Origin of the sequence: Geobacter sp. (assembly GCF_027327745.1) — a bacterium.
In the GTDB taxonomy this organism is placed as follows: Bacteria; Desulfobacterota; Desulfuromonadia; order Geobacterales; family Geobacteraceae; genus Geobacter.
Map to the genome: position 1 here is coordinate 40,899 of NZ_DAHVYG010000059.1, position 18,049 is coordinate 58,947.

The 18,049-nt window shown below is 60.8% G+C and carries 16 protein-coding genes and 1 pseudogene; 15 read left to right on the forward strand and 2 right to left on the reverse strand.

Annotated elements, in window-relative coordinates; translation table 11 throughout:
- Positions 1–3: 3 nt before the first annotated feature.
- Positions 4–1,347 (reverse strand): hypothetical protein, encoded by a 1,344-nt coding sequence (locus tag M6689_RS11075; RefSeq protein WP_298271537.1) that lies wholly within the window; start codon positions 1,345–1,347, stop codon positions 4–6.
- 206 nt (positions 1,348–1,553) lie between these two features.
- Here M6689_RS11075 and M6689_RS11080 point away from each other — a divergent pair, with 206 nt between their 5' ends.
- The 4 genes from M6689_RS11080 (at position 1,554) to M6689_RS11095 (ending at position 4,605) form a co-directional block, all read left to right on the forward strand.
- Positions 1,554–1,979 carry a Fur family transcriptional regulator gene (locus M6689_RS11080; protein WP_298271539.1) on the forward strand — a complete coding sequence of 142 codons (426 nt, stop codon included), beginning with the start codon at positions 1,554–1,556 and terminating at the stop codon, positions 1,977–1,979.
- Entirely contained in the window at positions 1,976–2,911 is a 936-nt protein-coding gene (locus M6689_RS11085; protein ID WP_298271542.1) for a metal ABC transporter substrate-binding protein, read from the forward strand. Before M6689_RS11080 ends, M6689_RS11085 begins: the two co-directional genes overlap by 4 nt.
- A complete protein-coding gene (locus M6689_RS11090; protein WP_298271544.1) occupies positions 2,902–3,654 on the forward strand; it encodes an ABC transporter ATP-binding protein in 753 nt (250 codons plus the stop codon). The genes M6689_RS11085 and M6689_RS11090 overlap by 10 nt, the downstream gene beginning before the upstream one ends.
- 132 nt (positions 3,655–3,786) lie before the next feature.
- Complete coding sequence (locus M6689_RS11095) at positions 3,787–4,605, forward strand: metal ABC transporter permease (protein ID WP_298271547.1); 819 nt, start codon at positions 3,787–3,789, stop codon at positions 4,603–4,605.
- Positions 4,606–4,657: 52 nt separating this feature from the next.
- Here the strand turns inward: M6689_RS11095 and M6689_RS11100 are convergent, their stop codons facing one another.
- Positions 4,658–5,080, reverse strand: coding sequence for a glycine zipper 2TM domain-containing protein (locus tag M6689_RS11100; RefSeq protein WP_298271549.1), 423 nt, complete (start codon positions 5,078–5,080; stop codon positions 4,658–4,660).
- 208 nt (positions 5,081–5,288) lie between these two features.
- On the opposite strand from M6689_RS11100, the gene nikR reads away from it, so the two are divergent.
- From nikR to M6689_RS11150, 11 genes and pseudogenes are all read left to right on the forward strand, one after another.
- A complete protein-coding gene (gene nikR / locus M6689_RS11105) occupies positions 5,289–5,708 on the forward strand; it encodes a nickel-responsive transcriptional regulator NikR (protein ID WP_298271552.1) in 420 nt (139 codons plus the stop codon).
- Between the two features lie 40 nt (positions 5,709–5,748).
- The gene (gene folK / locus M6689_RS11110; protein WP_298271555.1) at positions 5,749–6,237 is read left to right on the forward strand and encodes a 2-amino-4-hydroxy-6-hydroxymethyldihydropteridine diphosphokinase; all 489 of its coding nucleotides are present in this window, start codon (positions 5,749–5,751) and stop codon (positions 6,235–6,237) included.
- Positions 6,238–6,246: 9 nt separating this feature from the next.
- Positions 6,247–6,498 (forward strand): transcriptional regulator, encoded by a 252-nt coding sequence (locus M6689_RS11115; RefSeq protein ID WP_298271557.1) that lies wholly within the window; start codon positions 6,247–6,249, stop codon positions 6,496–6,498.
- A gap of 54 nt (positions 6,499–6,552) precedes the next feature.
- Positions 6,553–7,197, forward strand: coding sequence for a fructose-6-phosphate aldolase (gene fsa, locus M6689_RS11120; RefSeq protein ID WP_298271559.1), 645 nt, complete (start codon positions 6,553–6,555; stop codon positions 7,195–7,197).
- Positions 7,198–7,346: 149 nt separating this feature from the next.
- Positions 7,347–9,881, forward strand: a complete 2,535-nt coding sequence (locus tag M6689_RS11125) for a DEAD/DEAH box helicase family protein (protein WP_298271561.1) — start codon at positions 7,347–7,349, stop codon at positions 9,879–9,881.
- A gap of 121 nt (positions 9,882–10,002) precedes the next feature.
- Positions 10,003–10,671 carry a four helix bundle suffix domain-containing protein gene (locus M6689_RS11130; protein ID WP_298271564.1) on the forward strand — a complete coding sequence of 223 codons (669 nt, stop codon included), beginning with the start codon at positions 10,003–10,005 and terminating at the stop codon, positions 10,669–10,671.
- Between the two features lie 8 nt (positions 10,672–10,679).
- A pseudogene (locus tag M6689_RS11135) lies at positions 10,680–13,199 on the forward strand (N-6 DNA methylase).
- Positions 13,196–14,098, forward strand: coding sequence for an ABC-three component system protein (locus M6689_RS11140; protein ID WP_298271570.1), 903 nt, complete (start codon positions 13,196–13,198; stop codon positions 14,096–14,098). The pseudogene M6689_RS11135 and the gene M6689_RS11140 overlap by 4 nt, the downstream one beginning before the upstream one ends.
- Positions 14,095–14,343, forward strand: coding sequence for an ABC-three component system middle component 6 (locus M6689_RS16305; RefSeq protein WP_366949745.1), 249 nt, complete (start codon positions 14,095–14,097; stop codon positions 14,341–14,343). The genes M6689_RS11140 and M6689_RS16305 overlap by 4 nt, the downstream gene beginning before the upstream one ends.
- On the forward strand, positions 14,340–16,061 hold the full coding sequence (locus M6689_RS11145) for an ABC-three component system protein (protein ID WP_298271573.1): 1,722 nt from the start codon (positions 14,340–14,342) through the stop codon (positions 16,059–16,061). The genes M6689_RS16305 and M6689_RS11145 overlap by 4 nt, the downstream gene beginning before the upstream one ends.
- A gap of 171 nt (positions 16,062–16,232) precedes the next feature.
- Positions 16,233–17,945, forward strand: a complete 1,713-nt coding sequence (locus tag M6689_RS11150; protein WP_298271575.1) for an AAA family ATPase — start codon at positions 16,233–16,235, stop codon at positions 17,943–17,945.
- The last annotated feature ends 104 nt before the right edge of the window (positions 17,946–18,049 follow it).

The following is an 18,049-nucleotide window of genomic DNA, read 5'->3' on the forward strand; positions in this document are numbered from 1 at the left end:
GAGCTAGCGGCGCCCGCTCTGGAGAGTTACCACCCGGCAGGAGGGGAGGGCGAGCCGGAGACGGTTGACCCCCGCATCGGTGACGGGGGCGTTGCAGAGGGTGACGGAGCGGAGGCGGGGGAGGTGCCTCAGGCAGACGAGTCCGGCGTCGCTCACCCGGGTATCGTAGAGGTAGATCCGCTCCAGCCGTTTCAGCTCCAGGAGGTGGAGAAGCCCCTCGCCGGTGATGCCGTCCCCCGCAAGATAGAGCTCCTCCAGTCCCGTGAGCCGCAGGATGTGGGTCAGGTCGTTGTCGCTGGCGCCGTAGAGGAAGCAGGCCTGGAGGTCGTCAGGGGCCAGGGTGGCAAGGAGGTCGATCCCGGCGGCTTCTTCTTCCCGGATATCTAGACGCAGGGACTTCCCCGCCGGCACCGCCACGTCGCCGAGGGCCTCCCCGAGCCTCTTCCAGTCGAGGAAGTTCCCGGAGCTCCGCTCCCGGACGAAGAGGGTGCCGAGGGGGCGGTCGGGGGGGAAGCGGACGGTGCGGTATGCCACGTCGGCGGGGGGGGCGGCGGGGAGTTCCGGTTCGGCTACCCGGCGCGGGCGGTTGAATCGGTTCAGCATCCTGCAGACGGCGAGGATCTCATTGTCGAGATTCGCCGCCATCTCGGCGATGATGTCGCGGCCCCGCCACTTCGCCTCCTCCACCCGCTGGACGAGCCGATAGATCTCCGAGTTCCGCAGCCGCGCGATCTCCCGTTCCACCGACCTGAGACATTCCTCCAGCCGGGCTGTCCGGCGGGTGAGCAGCGCCAGCTCCCCGGCGGTGCCGACGACCACGGCGGCCTCTGGCGAGAGCTCCCACTCCTCCAGGATCGCCTGAAGGGTCACCCGGTCCTCCTCGGCGTAGGCGCGGTTCGCCTCGGCCATCAGCTTCTGGCGCCGCTTTCGCTCATCCTCGCTGCCGGCCAGGTCGGGGTGGATCGCCTTGGCCACCTTCCGGTAGAGAACCCTGATGCTCTCGTTCTGCGCCGTCCCGACGCTCCCCGTCTGCACCTGGGGGATCTCCTCCCGTGCCGGTTTCTCGTCCCGCAGGCCGGAGCGGCAACGCGGACGGGGCTTCTCTCCATCGCCGCTGCCGGCCGCCTCGGCCCGGGCCAGTTCCTGTTTCAGCTGGTCCAGCTCCCTGAGCCGTGCGGCCATCTTCTCGGCGTAGATCTTTTCGAACTCGCCAATCTCCTCCCGCAGGTCGTCCAGTTCGTGTTCCAGCTTCGCAAGGCGCCGCTCCAGGAGATGGAACTCCCTGCGCTTGCGTTCAAGCTCCAGCTCTTCCGGGGATGGTGTCCGCCTGCCGTATCCTGCTTTCATGGGATCCTGGACCGAGGGGAATGGTGTTCCTTGCGGGGTGAAAAGCGCCCGCCTGATGTGGGTGGATAGAGGCTGGTGGCCTTGCGGACCGGGTCACTGTAGCCCATCTGTCGGAGGGAGTCAACGGCGGGCGTTTCCCGTCTTGACAAACGGTCGGGAGAAGGTATTTTAAATGGAAATGATTTCCGTTTGTACGGGACGATGCCATGACCTGCCACTTTGACGTGCTGCTCCGCGACCTCAACCTGAAGATCACCCCGAAGCGCCGGGCCATCCTCGATCTGCTGGCGGAGGAGAAAGGGTACGCGAGTCCCGAGGAGCTCTGGCGGAAGCTGAAGCTGCGGTTCAGCCGGATCGGACTCCCGACGGTCTACCGCAACCTCGACGAACTGGCCGCCGGCGGCGTCGTCACCACGATCCTCCATCCGGACCGGAAGCTCTACTACTATTACTGCGGCAACCGGAGCCATCACCACCACTTCGTCTGCCTGTCGTGCCGGCGGGTGGAGGACCTGGAGTTCTGCAGCCTCGCGGGGGTCGAACAGCGGGTGGGGGGGAGGGTGGTCTCCCATCTCCTGCAGTTGAACGGATACTGCCGCGATTGCGCAGCGGCGGGGGAGGGGGCGCAATGAGACGGTGGCTGCTCTTGTTACTCGGACTGCTCGTCGTTGTTTCCGGCGCCCCGGGGTGTACGAACAAGGGGGAAAAGGCCGGCACGGGCGGAAAGCTCCGGGTCGTGGCGACGATCTTCCCGGTCTACGACTTCGCCCGGAACGTGGCGGGGGACCGGGCCGAGGTGACGATGCTCCTCCCCCCCGGGATGGAGCCCCACAGCTTCGAGCCCCGTCCCGAGGACATCGTCCGGCTCCACAAGGCCGACCTCTTCATCTACACCAATCCCGCCATGGAGCCGTGGGCCGCCGGCCTCGTGAAGGGGGCCGGCGCCGCGAACCTCACCGTGGTGGATGCCAGCAGGGGGGCGCGCCTGCTGAAGACGGCCGGGGGGGACGATCACGACGGGGATCACCACGGGGGAATCGATCCCCACCTCTGGCTCGATTTCGCCAACGCCCGGGTGATGGTCGCCAACATCGCGGCGGCCCTGGAGGCCCGGGACCCGGCCAACCGGGGGTACTACCGGGCCAACGCCGCCGCCTACGAAGCGAAGCTTGCCGACCTGGACGAACGGTACCGGCAGGGGCTCGCCACGTGCGCCAAACGGACTTTTCTCCACGGCGGCCACTACGCCTTCGGCTACCTGGCCAACCGCTACGGGCTGCACTATGAGTCGGCCTACGCCGCCGGCGCCGATGCCGAACCGACCCCGGCCAGACTGGCGGAGCTCGTGAAGAAGATCCGGCAGGAGGGGCTGAAGGTGATCTATACCGAGGAACTGCTCGACCCGCGCACCGCGGAGACCATCGCGCGGGAGACCGGCGCCACGGTCCTGATGCTGAACGGCGCCCACACCATCGGCCGGGACGACCTGGCGCGGGGGGTCACCTTCCTCTCCCTCATGGAGCGGAACCTCGAAAACCTCCGGGTGGGGCTCCAATGCCGGTAGAGGTCGTGGCGGTAAACGGGGTCTCCCTCGCCTACCACGGCGCCGAGGCGCTGCGGGACGTCACCTTCGAGGTGACGGCGGGGGATTACGTCGGCGTCGGCGGTCCCAACGGCTCTGGGAAAAGCACGCTGATCCGCTGCATCCTCGGGCTTGCCCGACCCGACCGGGGAACGGTCACCCTCTTCGGGACCGGGCTTTCCCGCTTCGACGCGTGGCAACGGGTCGGCTATCTTCCCCAGGGGCTCCAGCACTTCAACCCCCACTTCCCGGCCACCGTCGCCGAGGTGGTGGCCCTGGGGCTCCTGGCGGGACGGCGGTTCCCCCGGCGCGTGGCCCGCAGCGATGCCGGCGCCGTGGAGCGAGTGCTGACCCTCATGGGGATCGGGGCGATCCGCGACCGGCTCGTGGGGGAGCTCTCGGGGGGGCTCAGGCAACGGGTGCTCCTGGCCCGGGCGTTGGTGAACGAGCCGGAGCTCCTGGTGCTCGACGAGCCGACCACGGCCCTCGACCCGGAGACCCGGGAGAGCTTCTACGAGATCATCCGGGACCTGAACAGGAGCCGGGGGACGACGGTGATCCTTGTCACCCACGACAGCGGCTCCATCGGCCGCTACGCCTCGCGGCTCCTCTACCTCGACAAGCGGGTGGTCTTCTACGGCGGCTTCGACTCCTTCTGCGACTCGCCGGAGATGTCGGACTTCTTCGGTATCCACTCGCAGCATCTGATCTGCCACCGGCATTAGCCCGCTGCGCTTTCACCCCCATGCCGGCGTTGGTTCGTCGGCGACTCCTCGACGTACTTCAAGTACGCCTGTGTCGCCCCCTCCTCGCCGCCTTGGTCTGGGGGCGAAATCGCAGCGGGCGGGAGAATATGGGTGACCTTCCTCGAAATCTTCCAGTACGGCTTTCTGCTGCGGGCCCTCGTGGCCGGCTCGCTCATCGCGGGCCTCTGCGCGGTCCTCGGGGTGTTCCTCGTGCTGCGCCGCCTCTCGCTCATCGGCGACGGGCTCGCCCACGTCACCTTCGGGAGTGTCGCCATCGCCCTCCTGCTCCGCTTCCAGTCGATTTACGTCTCCATCGCTGCCATCCCCTGCGTGCTCCTCTCCGCCCTCGGGATCCTGAAGCTCGCCGAGCGGGCCCGGATCTACGGCGACGCCGCCATCGGCATCGTCTCGTCGCTGGGGATTGCCACCGGCATCATGCTTGCGAGCATGGCGGGGGGGTTCAACATCGACCTCTTCAGCTACCTCTTCGGCAACATCCTCTCCATCAGTCCCTTCGAGCTGGGACAGACCGCCGTCCTCTTCGTGGTGGTCTGCGCGACGGTGGTTCTCTTCTACCACGACCTCCTCGCCATCACCTTCGACGAGGAGCTGGCCCGCACCTCCGGCATCGGGGTCGACCGGATCAACGCGGTCCTCGTTCTCCTCACCGCCCTCACCGTGGTGCTCGCCATGAAGGTGGTGGGGATCATGCTCATCTCGGCGCTCCTCATCCTGCCGGCGGTGACTTCGCTCCAGTTCGCCCGCGGTTTCCGGACCGCCATCCTCCTGGCGGCCGCCATCGGGGTCACGACGGTGGCGGCGGGGATCATCGTCTCATTTCTCGGCAATCTCCCCACCGGGGCGACGATCATCTTCCTGAACTTTTCCCTCTTCCTTGCCGCCTTTGCCCTTCGTCACCTCCGGCGGTAACGGACAAAAAAGAACCCGGCCGTTGGAGCCGGGTTCCCTTGTGGCGGCCGGGTCAGTACCGCTCTTCGTATTTCTCCCCTTCGCAGACTTCCTTGATGTGATCCCTGATGAGGCGGTCGTTTTCATAGATCCGCTCGCGCACCTTCCGGCACCTGGTGTGGCGCCGGGGCTCCAGCGGCTCGGCCCGGTAGTAGCCGCGGCCGTCATCGGTGCGGTACTCCACCGGTCTTCCCGTTTCGGCCGCCTCTCCGGCACCGCGGACCGAGATCTCGGAGATGGTTGCGCCGGCGATGGAGCCGAGAACCGCCCCGACTACTCCGCCGCGCCACGGGTTCCTGCGGTCGAGAATGGCCCCGGCGATCCCTCCCATGGCCCCGCCGGTCATTCCCCCCTGGGCCTGGTAGGTGGTGCAGCCGGCGGTGACGGTGAGGGAGGCGAGCAGCAGAATCGTTACGCCATTACGTTTGACGGACATGGTCTTATCCTCCTGAACTGAATGGTTGTCCCTAATTATTAGCACAAGTCGTACCTACTGCAACTTTCCCCGGGAACGGCTTTTCTTCGCCGCGTCAGCGGGCGGTTTTCGGGGGAGTCGCCGCACTTTTTTTCGTTTATCTCTCCGGGAAAGTATTCTATCATCACACCCGTTTTACGTCATAAGCCACCGCAAACGGGAGAAGGCAATGGGCGAAACCGTCAGATTCGGCATCTCCATCGACGACATGCTCCTGGAGAGCTTCGACCGGCTCATCGAGCAGAAGGGATACATGAACCGCTCCGAGGCGATCCGCGACCTGATCCGCGGGGCGCTGGTGGAGCTGAAATGGGAAGGGGGGGACGAGGAGACCATCGGCACCGTCACCCTGGTCTACGATCATCACGTCCGGGACCTCTCCGACAAGCTGACCGAGCAGCAGCACGCCCACCACAACGAGATCATCTCCGCCCTCCACGTCCACCTTGACGCCCACAACTGCCTGGAGGTACTCGTTGTGCGGGGGAAGGCCCGGGAGGTGAAGAAGATCGCCGACGAGCTGATCGGCACCAAGGGGGTCAAGCACGGCAAGCTCGTCATGACCACGACGGGGGAAGAGCTGAGGTGAGTCCCTTGTCAAATGCTCTCCATTGTGCTCTAATCGTGCGGTGGAACCGAACGTCTTCATAGCCCTCGGCTCGAACCGGGGAGACCGGGAACTGAACCTGCTGCGGGCGGTGGCCGAGATCGGCAAGCTCCCCGGGACACGGATCACCGCCCTCTCGGGGTTCTACGACACCGAGCCGGTGGGGCCGGTCCCCCAGGAAAACTTCCTCAATGCGGTCCTGCGGGCCGAGACCTCCCTCACCCCCCATCAGCTTCTCGCCGCCCTCCAAAGGATCGAAACCGACGTCTTCCGGCGCCGCCGGGAGATCCCGTGGGGGCCCCGCACCATGGACCTGGACATCCTCCTCTACGGCGACCTGATCCTCGACGGGGACGACCTCGTCATTCCCCATCCCCGGCTCCACGAGCGCCGTTTCGTTCTCGTCCCCCTGGCGGAAATCGCCCCCGACGTCATCCACCCCTGCCTCGGCCGCCGGGTGGAGGAGCTGCTGCGCGATCTCCCGGAAGGGGAGCGGGTGACCAGGGTTTAGGAGTTCGCAATGGCACGAATGCTGATCTGGTTCCTCCTCATCTACGTGGGATACCGGGTGGTGAAGGGGATGGGGCAGAAGAAGGAGGGGAGCTCCCCCACGGTTGCCGGCCCGGTGAAGGAAGAGACCTTCCGGGACCCGGTCTGCGGGGTCTACGTGACTGAGGAGGACGCCGTCATCGGCCGGCTGGAGGGGGAGCGGATCCATTTCTGCTCCATGGCCTGTCTGGAGAAGTACCGCGAGAAGATCGAAAGCAGGTGAGCCGCCCGCGCGGTTCGTCCACCGATGCCATAACACACCCATGGAGGTAGCAGTATGAAGTTTTTCATCGACACCGCTGACGTCAACGAGATCCGCGAGGCCCACGAGCTCGGCCTCGTCGACGGCGTCACCACCAATCCGTCCCTCATCGCCAAGTCCGGGCGCAAGTTCGAGGACGTCATCAAGGAGATCGTCGGCATCGTCGACGGTCCCATCTCCGCCGAGGTGGTTTCCCTGGACCACGACGGGATGATCCGCGAGGCCGAGGCCCTGGCGAAAATCCACGATAATATCGTCATCAAGCTCCCCATGACCCCGGAAGGGCTCAAGGCGTGCACCACCCTCACCAGGGAGGGGATCAAGACCAACGTCACCCTGATCTTCACCCCGATGCAGGCCCTTCTCGCCGCCAAGGCCGGCGCCACCTACGTCTCTCCCTTCGTCGGGCGGCTTGACGACATCTCCCAGGACGGCATGGGGATCATCGACGAGATCAAGACCATCTTCGACAACTACGGCTACACCGCCGAGATCATCGTCGCCAGCGTCCGCAACCCCGTCCACGTCCTGAACGCCGCCCTCATCGGCGCCGACATCGCCACCATCCCCTTCTCGGTCATGTTGCAGTTGGCCAAGCATCCTCTCACCGACGCCGGCATCGAGCGCTTTCTGAAGGACTGGGAGAAGGTGCCGAGGTAGGGGCGGAAGCAAACATTGTTTCTTTGAAGCAAGACCCCCGGTTGTAAGTATGCCGGGGGTCTTGTTTTTTTGTGACAACTGTGGGCTAAGTATGCTAAAAGATGTTAATTTTTGATTGAATTGCGATTGCCGAGCATAGAGGGAATGCGGTGTCAGATAAAGAGGCGACAGCCCGGATCAAGATCAACAGGCTGCTGGAAACGGCTGGCTGGCGTTTCTTCACCGAAGGAAATGTCCCCGCCAACATCCGGCTCGAACCCAGCGTGACGATCAAGTCATCCGACCTCGAAGCTCTCGGAGACAACTTCGAGAAGATCGGCAAGGGCTTCATCGACTTTCTCCTACTCGACGCCAAAGGCTTCCCGCTCATCGTCCTGGAGGCCAAGTCGGAGGACAAGAACCCACTGGTCGGCAAGGAACAGGCCCGCAAGTATGCCAGGTCACTGAATTGTCGCTTTGCCATCCTCTCCAACGGTAATCTTCACTACTTCTGGGATCTGGAGCGCGGCAACCCCTACGCCATTACCTCCTTCCCGACCCCCGTTTCAGTCGCCGGCTACCAGAAGGTCACGCCCAATCCGCAGCGCCTCATCGAAGAGCAGGTCGGCGACGACTACATCGTCCTAACGCAACGCCCGAACTACCAGTCCGAGGCTGCGTGGAAGAATGAGGCGGAACGCCCCGAGTATATACGGGTCAATAAGCTCAGCTTTCTGCGGCCATATCAGTTGAAGGCTATCCACGCCCTGCAACGGGCGGTGCAGGACGGCAAAGACCGCTTCCTCTTCGAGATGGCTACCGGCACCGGCAAGACCCTGACCGCCGCAGCCGTCATCAAGCTCTTTCTGCGCTCCGGCAACGCCCGGCGCGTCCTCTTTCTGGTGGATCGGCTCGAACTGGAGGATCAGGCCAGGAAAGCCTTTGCCGCGCTGCTCTCCGCCGATTTCCAGACGGTGATCTACAAGGAGAACCGCGACGACTGGCGGCGAGCGGAGATCGTGGTTACGACGGTGCAGTCGCTGCTCTTCAACAACAAGTATCAGCGCCTTTTCTCGCCGACTGACTTCGACCTTGTCATCTCCGACGAAGCGCACCGCTCCATCGGTGGCAACGCCCGCGCCGTGTTCGACTACTTCATCGGCTACAAGCTCGGCCTTACCGCCACCCCCCGCGACTACCTCAAGCGGTTCGACAAGGCAAATCCCACCACCCGCGACCCGCGCGAGTTCGAGCGACGGCTGCTGCTCGACACCTACCGCACCTTCGGCTGCGAAAGTGGGCTGCCCACCTTCCGCTATTCGCTCCTCGACGGCGTGAAGGATGGCTACCTGATCAATCCCACGGTGGTGGACGCCCGCACCGAGATCACCACCGAGCTGCTTTCCGAAGAGGGCTTCATCGCCACCTTTACCGACGACGCCGGCGAGGATCAGCAGGAGGCCTTCAAACAGCGGGAGTTCGAGAAGCGCTTTTTTTCTGATGCCACCAACCAGCTCTTCTGCAAGACCTTTCTGGAGAATGCGTTGCGCGATCCGGTCAGCGGCGAGCTTGGCAAGTCCATCGTCTTTGCCGTCAGCCAGAACCACGCCGCCAAGCTGGCGCAGATCCTCAACCAGATGGCCGACCGCATGTTCCCCGGCAGGTATCAGTCGGACTTCGCCGTGCAGGTCACGTCGCAGATTCCCGACGCCCAGCAGTTCACCGTCAACTTCACCAACAACAACCTGCTCGGCTCGGGCAACTTCCTTCCGGCATACAAGACCGGCAAGGCCCGCGTCTGCGTCACCGTCGGCATGATGACCACCGGCTACGACTGCCCGGACATCCTCAATCTGGGCCTGTTCCGCCCGATCTTCTCGCCCACCGACTTCATCCAGATCAAGGGCCGCGGCACGCGCAAGCACAACTTTCTCGAACAGCTCTTTGACGACGGCCTCAGGGACGGCGTGGCGCGGCCGGAGAAGACCTCCTTCAAGCTCTTCGACTTCTTTGCCAACTGCGAGTACTTCGAGGAGCAGTTCAACTACGACGAGGTGCTGCACCTGCCTCGTCACGCCCAGTCCACCGCGTCCACACCGTCCACATCGTCCACCTCTGCCGGCACCTACGAGCACCTCGGCGCCGACATCATCGCATCGATCCGGGAAGAGGCCATCGACTACGAAGGGATGAAGATCGACCGGATGTTCTTCGAAAAGTTCGAGGACACCGTGCGCGGAAACGACACTATCGCGACGGCCGTCGAAGCCGGACAGTGGGATCGCGTCATCGACTACGTCAACCGCGAGGTTTTCGACCGGCCCGAGGAATACTACACCCTCGACAAGCTGCGCAAGGCCGCCGCCGTGGACCGCCGCATCACCCTGCGCGAGATACTGGAAAGGATCTTCGGCCTCATTCCGCGCTTCAAATCGAAGGACGAACTGCTGGAAGAGGAGTTCGCCAAGTTCGTCGCCGACTGCAAGCCGGAAGAAGCCGAGGCAATCCCGGCCATGAAGACCTACTTCAAGGCCTACGTCACCAGCGACCAGGTGCGCCACATCATCGAGAGCCGCCACTTCACCGATCTGGCCACCAATCCGCTCTTCTCAACCCGCGACTTCAAGGCCGTACCGCCGAAGTACCGCACCCTGATTCCAGAGTACGTCAAGGATTACGTCTCCTTGAACCAGTTTGCCGCTTAGGAGTGTCCATGAGCAAGCCCGGTAAAACGACCATCGAAGTGCAAGGGACCGCGATCATTTTAAACCCCTCGAATTCGAGGGGGTTAGAAAACAGGCCGAGATCAACCAGGGGCTGGATGACATGACCGTCTACGAACCGCTAATTCCGAAGCATGGCGGCTACCGGAAGCTCAAGAGCTTTCAGGTGGCGCAACTGATTTATGACATCACGGTGCGCTTTTGCGACCGCTACATTGACAAGCGCAGCCGCACCCACGACCAGATGGTGCAGGCGGCGCGGTCGGGCGTGCAGAATATCGCTGAGGGAAGCCAGGCTTCGGGAACTTCGAAAAAGTCCGAGATCAAGCTCACTAATGTGGCGCGGGCCAGTCTGGAAGAGCTGCGGCTCGACTACGAGGATTTCTTGCGCCAGCGTGGCCTGCCGGTCTGGGATCGTGATGATGCCCGCAGGCAAAGCCTCATCGACCGCAGATGCACCACCGCTGACGCAGTGGCGCAATGGGTGAAAGAACAACATTGTGGACGGAGTGGACAAAACAATGGACTCGGTGGACTGAAAACCATGTCCACAACGTCCACGCCGTTGTCCACTTCGTCCACTTTCCCCGAGCTTGCCGCCAATGCCGCATTGGTACTGCTGGCGGTCGCCTGCAGCCTGCTCGACCGCCAACTTGCCGCCCAGGCAACCGCCTTCGAAACCGAAGGCGGTTTCACCGAGCGCCTCTACCGGGTGCGCTCTCAGAAACGGTCCACCTCGTCTACCAAGTCCACTAAGTCCACCAAGGATTGAAAAAACCCATGCTCGACACCGACACCAAACGCCGCATAGACACCGCCCGCGACATCCTCGTCGGCAAGGTGCCCGACCCGAAATCCCAGGTCGAACAGATCACCATCGCGCTCATCTAAAAATTCATGGACGACATGGACGCCGAGAGCGAGGAGTTCTGCGGCCGGCGCAAGTTCTTCGCCGGAGAGTTCGCCCGCTACGGCTGGGCCAAGCTCATGCGCTCAGGTCTCGGGGGCCACGAGACCCTGAACCTCTACGCCGAGGCCATCGCCAAGATGCCGGAGAACCCCGGCATCCCGCTTCTTTTCCGCGACATCTTCAAGAACGCCTATCTCCCCTACCGCGACCCCGAGACCCTGCGCGCCTTCCTCAAGGTGATCGACGAGTTCGAGTATGACCACAGCGAGCGCCTCGGCGACGCCTTCGAGTACCTCCTCTCCGTGCTCGGCTCCCAGGGCGACGCCGGGCAGTTCCGCACTCCGCGGCACATCATCGACTTCATCGTTGCGCTTCTCGACCCGAAGAAGAACGAGACTGTGCTCGACCCGGCCTGCGGCACCGCCGGGTTTCTGATCTCCTCCTACAAACACATCCTCAAGGCCAACACCGACGCCAGGGGCCACAGCACCCTGACTCCCGACGACAAGGGGCGCCTGGCGCGGAACTTCAAGGGGTACGACATCTCACCCGACATGGTGCGCCTGTCGCTGGTAAACCTGTACCTGCACGGCTTCACCGACCCGCACATCTACGAGTACGACAGCCTCACCAGCCAGGAGCGCTGGAACGAGTACGCCGACGTGATCCTCGCCAACCCGCCCTTCATGTCGCCGAAGGGGGGGATCAAGCCCCACAACCGCTTCTCGGTGCAGTCCAAGCGTTCCGAGGTGCTGTTCGTCGATTACATGGCCGAGCACCTCACCCCTACCGGCCGCGCCGGCATCATCGTTCCCGAGGGGGTCATCTTCCAGAGCCAGACTGCGTACAAGCAGTTGCGCAAGATGCTGGTGGAGGAGCATCTCGTCGCCGTGGTTTCGCTGCCGGCGGGGGTGTTCCAGCCCTATTCCGGCGTCAAGACCTCGATCCTGGTTCTCGACAAGTCACTGGCCAGGAAGACCGACCGCATCGCCTTCTTCAAGATCGAGAACGACGGCTTCGGCCTCGGCGCCCAGCGGCGGCCGATTGACAGGGACGACCTGCCGCAGGCGCAGTCCGAGATCGGCGAATACTTGCGCCGCTTGCGGGCGGGGGAGTCGGTTGAGGAGTTCCAGCCTTCGCTGGGGCTGATTGTTGAGAAGGAGAAGGTTGCGGCGAATGGGGAGTACAACCTGAGTGGGGAGCGGTACCGGGAGGGAGTCATTGCCAATGCCGCATGGCCGATGGTTCCACTGGGGAACATTACAAGACGTGTGAGTGGAGGAACGCCATCGAAAGAAAACAGTGCCTTTTGGAGCGGCCCAGTTCCCTGGGTGTCGCCGAAAGACATGAAGGAGGACTTGCTCCGCGACACTGAGGATCACATCTCTGAGGCAGCAATACAGGGGAGCTCGACGAGCCTCGTACCCGCCGGAACCCTTCTTTGCGTTGTGAGGTCGGGCATTCTCAAACACACATTTCCCCTGGCAATTACCGGAAGTGAGATGTGTTTCAATCAGGACATCATTGCCCTTATTCCGACCGACGGAAGACTTGATGTGCACTTCCTCTTCTGGATGCTGAAAGCACGAAGCCAGGAGATTCTTGAAAAGGGCATCAAGCCCGGTGTCACAGTTCAAAGCTTTCATGCAGGATTCTTCAACCAACTTGAAATCCCCCTGCCGCCGCTGGGGGTGCAAAAGGAGATCGTCGCGGAGATCGAGGGTTACCAGAAAGTCATCGACGGGGCCCGAGCCGTCCTCGACAACTACCGCCCCCACATCTCCATCCACCCCGACTGGTCGATGGTGGAGTTGGGGGAACTCTGCAAGCCAGAATACGGCTTCACTGAAAGGGCCGCAGAAAATGGAGACGCCCGCTTTATTCGTATTACTGACATCGCCGAAGACGGAACACTTCGCAAGGAAGACCCTAAATTCATTGCGTTGACCGACGATGCAAGGTCTTCCTTGCTAACGAAAGGAGACATCCTCGTCGCTCGAACTGGTGCAACTTATGGTAAGACCATGCTGTTTGAAGAGAACTACCCGGCGGTCTTTGCCTCTTTCCTAATCCGGCTCCGCTTCCCTGATGATCGCGTCCACCCTCGCTACTACTGGGTGTTTGCGCAAAGCGACGTGTATTGGAACCAGGCGAGAGCTCTGATGACTGGCGGAGGCCAGCCGCAGTTCAATGGGAATGCTTTGAAACAGGTCAAGCTGCCCCTCCCGCCGCTCACCACGCAGCAAGCCATCGTAGCCGAAATCGAAGCCGAACAGGAGCTGGTCGCTGCCAACCGTGAACTGATCGCCCGCTTCGACAAGAAGATTCAGTCCACCCTCGCGCGGGTGTGGGGCGAGGGTGACCCAGACGAAGAGGTATCTAAATCATGAACCTCCAGCAAGCTTACTACGAGTTGAGGTTTGAGAACGCCTTCCTTCGGGTGGATGGAGACGCTTTTCAGGATTTCTTCGAGAAACTGATGGGATTCGCCTACAAGGCGGATTTCATGGCATGCCGCCCTTGGGGCAACCGTGGAGACCGCAAGAACGATGGCTTCCTCAAATCCGAGCGGCGGCTTTTTCAGGTCTATGCACCGAACGAGATGACCGAGGCCAAAGCCGTCTCGAAAATTCAGGAGGATTTCGAAGGGGCCAAAGCGCACTGGGGGGGCCACTTCGACAAGTGGGTCTTTGCACACAATGCGGTTGACGGTTTGCCGCCCCATGTGCAGGCAGTGTTGCTTGATTTTGAGAAGTCAAATCCGGGTATCACATTGGAGCCATGGTGTTTGGAGGAGTTTCGGGTTGTTTTCCGCCGTCTATCCCCGGAGGACTTAGCCGTTTGGTTTGGTGTCGCACCCACAGCAGAGACAAAGGCCAAACTCGGCTTCAAGGACTTTCAGGTAGTTCTTGAACATTTGTCCGGCCAATCTGCAGTGCCCGGCCAACCAGTGAAAGATGTGCCGCGCGGCAAAATCGAGGCGAACGCCTTGTCAGACAGTGTGGCGACGCTGCTGAGAGAAGGTATGGTCAAGACGCCACTGGTGACCCGATTCTTTGAGCAGTGGCACGATCCCACGCTGGGCGAACGCATCGCCAAGTCGTTCCGGACCAAGTACGAGTCGCTTCGCGAGGAGCTCACTCCCAACCATATTTTCGCAGAGCTTCAGGCATGGGCTGGTGGGACGGATCGGGGAACGCCCGAGCATGAGTTGGCGATTCTGACCGTCATGGCCTACTACTTTGAACGTTGTGATATTTTCGAAGAACCACGGGAGGTAGCACTGTGATTCTCCCCTCTAAACACCTGTCTCAGGAGCGGGCATTGCTCACGGTAGGAGGGCGGATTTTGCAGCATTTACGCCAACCCAAGACGGTGTCTACACTTTGGGAGGAGTTAACTCTCCGAGTCGAAAACTCACCGAGATCGACTGCTTCCCTGAGCTATGATGGGTTTGTTCTCGCTCTGGATCTTCTTTACATGATCAGTGCTATTGAAATGGAGGACGGGCTTCTAGCCCGGAAAAGATCATGATTCATCGTATCTACAGCACCCTGCCAACTTTCAAGACGCTTGAGTTTCACCCTGGCCTGAACGTGCTAATGGCGCAGAAGGAAACTGGCGCAAGCGAAAAGCAGACCCGTAACCGGGCTGGAAAGACGAGTCTGATCGAGATCGTGCATTTCCTTACCGGAGCAGATTCCGGGAAGGACTCCCTTTTCCGTATGAATGAACTGGTCAACGAGACCTTTGGCATGGAGTTCGATCTGGGCGGCGAAATGCTATCCGTCGAACGATGCGGGAGGGAGAAGTCCAGGATTCATGTTGCCGGAGGCAGTTTTCTCAAAGGGAAATCCAAGCTCTCCAATTCCGAGTGGGTGGAACTTCTCGGTGAGGCAATGTTTGGCTTAAATGCAATTCCCGATGGTCCCGGGCGTACGCCGACCTTCCGGTCGCTCTTTGCCTACTTCGTACGCCGTCAACTCAGTGGAGCCTTCACCACTCCGGAGAAGCAGGCAAATATGCAGCAAGCCGGCGATTATCAGGTAGCCTTGCTGTTTCTACTTGGACTGGACTGGAAAATAACGAGTGATTGGCAACAAGTACGCGACCGTGAGAAGACATTGGCCGAGTTGAAAAAGGCCGCAGGGGCCGGAGCTTTCGGAAGCATTATAGGAAAAACGGCAGACCTGCGCACGCAACTTACCGTAGCCGAGGCTCGATTGAATGAATTCAGGGCTCAGATCAAGGGCTTTCGTGTGTTGCCGCAATATCGGGAATTGGAAGAGGAAGCAGACAAGATCACTCGGCAACTGAACGCCATCTCCAACGACAACACCATCGATGCCGCAACGATCCGAGACTTGGAGGCGGCGATGTATGCGGAAACTCCGCCTCCACTTGAGGCATTGGAAGCCGTCTATGCCGAAGCCGGCGTGGCGCTTCCGGGTGTTGCCATCAAACGCTATGACGAGGTGCGCAGTTTCCACGAGTCAGTGGTTCGCAATCGACGCGATTACCTGTCCGAGGAACTGCTGGCTGCCAGACAACGTGTCACCTCTCGCGAGCAAGAAAAGCAGCGTCTGGATCATCGCCGGGCAGAAATTATGGGAATTTTGCAGAGTCACGGCGCGCTGGACCAGTTTGCCAAACTGCAGGGTGAGGTCGGGAGATTAGAGGCAGAGGTAGAGTCGCTACGGCAACGTTTTGAGGCGGCCGAGCAGTTAGAGGGCACAAAGAATGAATTGGAGATTGAGCGCAACCGGCTGACTCTGAGGCTGCGGCGCGACTTCTCCGAACAAAATCAGCGGTTGTCGGAGGCCATTCTTGCCTTCGAGGAAACCTCCAGGCGACTTTACGAGTCGGCAGGTAGCATGACCGTGGAAGAGACCCCAAACGGTCCTGTCTTTCAGTTCCCGATGCAGGGTTCCCGTAGCAAAGGCATCAAGAACATGCAGATTTTCTGCTTTGACCTGATGCTCATGCGCCTATGCGCGAAGCGCGGAATCGGACCGGGTTTTCTGATCCATGACAGCCATCTCTTTGATGGAGTCGATGGCCGCCAAGTCATCAGTGCGTTGAAGGTTGGTGCTGAGATGGCCCGTGAACTTGGGTTCCAATACATCGTGACCATGAACGAGGACGATGCCTTCAAGGAGAAGACGGATGGGTTTGATCTGCGAGATTATGTCTTACCCGTCGTTCTGACCGACGCAAGAGAGGATGGCGGACTCTTCGGATTCCGTTTCTAAAGGACGGCCACGGAAGAAGCCGCCGAACCAGAAGGACATCGACATCTGCCTCGGCTATGATCTCGCCAACTTCGCCGGCTGCTCAGTGATTGAAGGGTTGAGGGGCAGTAAAGTCAGCCCTTGGCAGCTCCAAAGAAAAGCGTTAGTGCAAAATACTTACGGAGATTCCGCATGTTAACCAGAATCAGCATCCGCAATTTCAAAGGTCTCGAAGATGTCGATTTCGAGTTGGGGAAGTCGGTGGTTCTCATTGGCCCCAACAACAGTGGTAAGACAACAGCGCTGCAGGCTCTGGCGTTGTGGGACATCGGTCATCGGCTCTGGTCCGCCAAGCGGGGCGGAAAGAGTCAGGCTGAAAAGCGTCCCGGGGTTACGATCAACCGGAGGGACCTCATCGCCATTCCCGTTCCAATCGCGAATCTTCTCTGGCACGATCTGCATGTACGCAAAGGCGAGCGGCGCGACGGTAAGACCGTTACCCAAAACGTACTCATCGAAATCACGGTGGAGGGGGTGACGAACGGGGCTCCCTGGGTGTGCGGCCTTGAATTCGACTACGCCAACGAGGAATCGTTCTACTGCCGGCCGTTGCGCATCGGCGAGGGAGCCGAGAGGCTGAGCATTCCGGAGGTAATTGCGGATAAGCGGGTAGCCTTTCTTCCCCCGATGTCGGGCCTTTCAGCATCGGAACCCAAATTGGAGCCTGGGCGGATCAACGTGCTGATCGGCGAGGGGCAGACTGCCCAGGTTCTTCGAAACCTTTGCTACCAGATATACGACTCTCCACAACCAAATCAAGCGTGGAGCGCGCTGAAAGCCCATATGAGCTCGCTTTTCGGCATCACGTTGCTCGATCCGGTGTATGTCAAGGAACGTGGCGAGATAACCATGGCTTACCGGGAGCGGAGCGGCGTCGAATTGGACCTTTCTTCGTCCGGACGCGGGGTTCAGCAGACCTTGCTTCTGCTCGCCCATCTCTATGCCCATCCCGGTACGATCCTGCTCCTCGATGAACCGGACGCCCATCTGGAAATCCTGCGGCAGCGGCAAATCTACCAGCTTATAACCGAAATCGCAGAGCAGCAGGGATCACAGATCATCGCCGCCAGTCACTCGGAAGTGGTCTTGAATGAGGCCGCGGACAGAGACATCGTCATCTCTTTCGTCGGCAGGCCGAAGCGGATGGACGACCGCGGGAGTCAAGTCTATAAAGCTCTTAAAGAAATCGGATTCGAGCACTACTATCAGGCCGACGAAACGGGATGGGTACTGTATCTTGAGGGGTCGACCGATCTCTCAATCCTCAAGGTGCTTGCCTCCAGGAGTAACCATGAGGCGGCACGGTATCTCGAACGGCCGTTTGTGCATTACGTCGGGAACCAAGTGGGCAAGGTTCGTGACCACTTCTGGGGACTGCGGTACGCAAAGCCCGATCTCGTCGGCATCGCCCTGTTCGACCGACTAGAAAGGGAGTTGCCGGAAGATCTCGGTGTGACCGGCCTTCAGTGGAGACGCCGCGAGCTTGAAAATTACATCTGCTTCGAAGATGTCCTCATGGCGTATGCCACGTATGAGCTTGCCGACGACCTTTTCGGTGCAGCGGAGGCAGAACACCGGGAGTCTCTCATGCGTGAGACCATCAATGAAATAGCCGGCGCTTTGCGAATTCTGGGAAAGGATCCCTGGTCGCCCGATATCAAGGCAACGGACGAGTTCCTTGATCGCCTCTTCGAGCGCTATTTCAAGAAACTGGGGCTCCCAAACATGCTTCGCAAGAGCGACTATCATGTTCTCGCTCATCTTGTCCCGGTTGATAAGATTGATCCAGAGATTATGGAAAAGCTTGATGCGATCGTTGAAGTTGCCCGGAAAGCAAAACTGTGAGCGAGAATTGACAGCTGAGTACGGACCCGACCATGAACACTGTGCACGATGGGCCGATGCGAGACGGGGTGTACACGATCCGCGGATGGATGTTGCGAAGGCTG

Excerpts from the sequence above, each read along its gene's own strand:
- M6689_RS11130 (WP_298271564.1), top strand. The coding sequence starts at position 10,003 with ATGACCGTCTACGAACCGCTAATTCCGAAGCATGGCGGCTACCGGAAG.
- M6689_RS11100 (WP_298271549.1), bottom strand. The coding sequence starts at position 5,080 with ATGTCCGTCAAACGTAATGGCGTAACGATTCTGCTGCTCGCCTCCCTC.
- M6689_RS11085 (WP_298271542.1), top strand. The coding sequence starts at position 1,976 with ATGAGACGGTGGCTGCTCTTGTTACTCGGACTGCTCGTCGTTGTTTCC.
- M6689_RS11115 (WP_298271557.1), top strand. The coding sequence starts at position 6,247 with ATGGCACGAATGCTGATCTGGTTCCTCCTCATCTACGTGGGATACCGG.
- M6689_RS11090 (WP_298271544.1), top strand. The coding sequence starts at position 2,902 with ATGCCGGTAGAGGTCGTGGCGGTAAACGGGGTCTCCCTCGCCTACCAC.
- M6689_RS11150 (WP_298271575.1), top strand. The coding sequence starts at position 16,233 with ATGTTAACCAGAATCAGCATCCGCAATTTCAAAGGTCTCGAAGATGTC.
- M6689_RS11140 (WP_298271570.1), top strand. The coding sequence starts at position 13,196 with ATGAACCTCCAGCAAGCTTACTACGAGTTGAGGTTTGAGAACGCCTTC.
- M6689_RS11080 (WP_298271539.1), top strand. The coding sequence starts at position 1,554 with ATGACCTGCCACTTTGACGTGCTGCTCCGCGACCTCAACCTGAAGATC.
- fsa (WP_298271559.1), top strand. The coding sequence starts at position 6,553 with ATGAAGTTTTTCATCGACACCGCTGACGTCAACGAGATCCGCGAGGCC.
- nikR (WP_298271552.1), top strand. The coding sequence starts at position 5,289 with ATGGGCGAAACCGTCAGATTCGGCATCTCCATCGACGACATGCTCCTG.
- M6689_RS11075 (WP_298271537.1), bottom strand. The coding sequence starts at position 1,347 with ATGAAAGCAGGATACGGCAGGCGGACACCATCCCCGGAAGAGCTGGAG.
- M6689_RS11145 (WP_298271573.1), top strand. The coding sequence starts at position 14,340 with ATGATTCATCGTATCTACAGCACCCTGCCAACTTTCAAGACGCTTGAG.